The sequence below is a fragment of the Cyanobium sp. Cruz-8D1 genome, from assembly GCF_024345975.1.
Taxonomy (GTDB): Bacteria; Cyanobacteriota; Cyanobacteriia; order PCC-6307; family Cyanobiaceae; genus Cyanobium.
Map to the genome: position 1 here is coordinate 1 of NZ_JAGQCD010000107.1, position 1745 is coordinate 1745.

General features: G+C 68.8%; 3 protein-coding genes. All 3 read right to left on the reverse strand.

Annotated features, from left to right (window positions below):
• Positions 1-335 (reverse strand): hypothetical protein (locus KBZ33_RS21400; RefSeq protein WP_255012039.1); only part of this gene is annotated, 335 nt, incomplete at its 3' end.
• Positions 328-837 (reverse strand): hypothetical protein, encoded by a 510-nt coding sequence (locus tag KBZ33_RS21405; protein WP_255012041.1) that lies wholly within the window; start codon positions 835-837, stop codon positions 328-330. The genes KBZ33_RS21405 and KBZ33_RS21400, both read right to left, overlap by 8 nt.
• Positions 834-1745, reverse strand: a 912-nt coding sequence (locus tag KBZ33_RS21410) for a DUF4055 domain-containing protein (protein WP_255012043.1), incomplete at its 5' end; no start/stop codon positions are given. The genes KBZ33_RS21405 and KBZ33_RS21410, both read right to left, overlap by 4 nt.

Here is a 1745-nt window from a genome sequence, read left to right on the forward strand (position 1 = left end):
CCAGGGTTGGGCGGATCCGGCAGCGGCAGCGGCGCCGGCTGGTGCACGGGCCGCAGCGCATTGGTCTGCCAGGCAAGGTCAGAAGCCAGCCAGGCCCAGGGTCCCGGGAGGACCGGCGGCAGCTCGGCGCCGCGGGTGATGAAGCCGGTGCAGAGCAGATCGCCGCTGTCCTGGCCGGGGCCGCCGTCGCGGCTGGTGAGCAGCTTGCGCTGCTTGATGAAGGCCTCCAGGACATGCCAGGCGAGGATCACAGGCGCCTTGGCCCGTGGGTGCTGCAGCAGCGGCAGCAGCAGCCGGACGGACGCCTCGCTCTGCAGCGGCGTCGGCTCAGCCACGAAGCATCTGGCCAGAGAATGTTCCGCGACTGCGCGGCTGGTGGATCCAGTTCTCAAGCCGCGGCAGGATCAGCAGCAGCGAGGCGACGTGGTGGCGGCGCTGCTGGGCCAGCCCAGCGGTCGCCGTAGCGGATGGGTCGCTGGGGATGACGAATTCCTCGCTGACTTCTTCCATCAGCAGTTCGGTGGCGAACTCGATCACGTCGAGCTTGCTTCTGGGCAACACCGCCGGCACCGGCCCTGCGGCCCCCTTACGGGTGCGCTTGCGGACCACCGGCTCAGCCGGTGTTTGCAAGCCAGGGGCTGGGGAAGGTGGGGTGTCGATCATGGCGATCGCGTCGAGGTGCGCCTTGGCCGCCGGGATGGCGTCGGGGTAAGTGCGCTCCAGCGCGGCCATTTCTTCGTTGATCGCAGCGATCGAGGCCGGGCTCACAGGGATCCGCAGCGTGACGCGGATGGCCTCCAGGTCGGTGGGACGCCAGGCGTAGGGGTTCTGGCTCATGGCTCCGGGACGTGGATGGTGTCCCCACTGCCATCGCCAGCGGGGTGGACAACGCCGGGCATCGCGGCCAGATCGAGCTGGTGGCGGAGCTCGGCATCGGAAACAAGGCCCCGCTCGTGGAGTTGGAGCCATTCAGCGATCGTCGGCAGCGGCCGGGGCGGCGGCGTCAGCGGCGAAACGGTCAGCGAGACACCGGACTGGGGGTTACGCCTTTCGCCGGTGATCGCACACCAGTGCTCGAGTAGCAGGGAGAAGACCGAGGTCTTGCGGGTGGCGAGCGATTGCAGCAACGCAAAGGCCTGCCCGGCGGTGAGGCTGATCTCGCTCTGGCTGCGCCCGGGGCCCCGGTTCTCAGTGGGCACCAGCGCATCACGGCGCATCGTGTCCTCCAGGTGGAGCAGATAGGCGCGGTGCTCGGCTAATGAGCGGGCGCGGATCTCCTTCCAGTTGAAGTCGGCGCCATCGGGCAGATCAAGGAAGCTGTTGGTCGAGAGCACCAACGGCTCAGGGGAGCGGCGTTCGCCGTCGTCGCTGGTCACATCGCCATAGCGATCGACCACGCCGGTGCGCACACCGACCGGCAGGGCGCAGCGGCTGAGCAGGTCCTCGTATTCGGTCTTGAGCCGGAAGTGGGTGAGGTACTGGTGGGCCAGGCCCAGGTGGGGCAGGTCGCCCTCACCGAACTGGGCGCCGTCGCTGCCGTACCAGATCGCCGGCAGTCGGCGGCAGCCCATCAGTTGTTGCGGCGAACCCAGAGCCACCGGCTGGTAGCCGCTGGGGTGGCTGGTGGAGCGCTCGGCGCGGCAGGAGCTGATCTGGAAGCCGCCGGGGCTGAGCTGGAAGGTGGTGTAGATCCAGTCCTCGACGTTCGGTGCCTGCAGGATCTGGCCGTCGGCACCGACCATCAA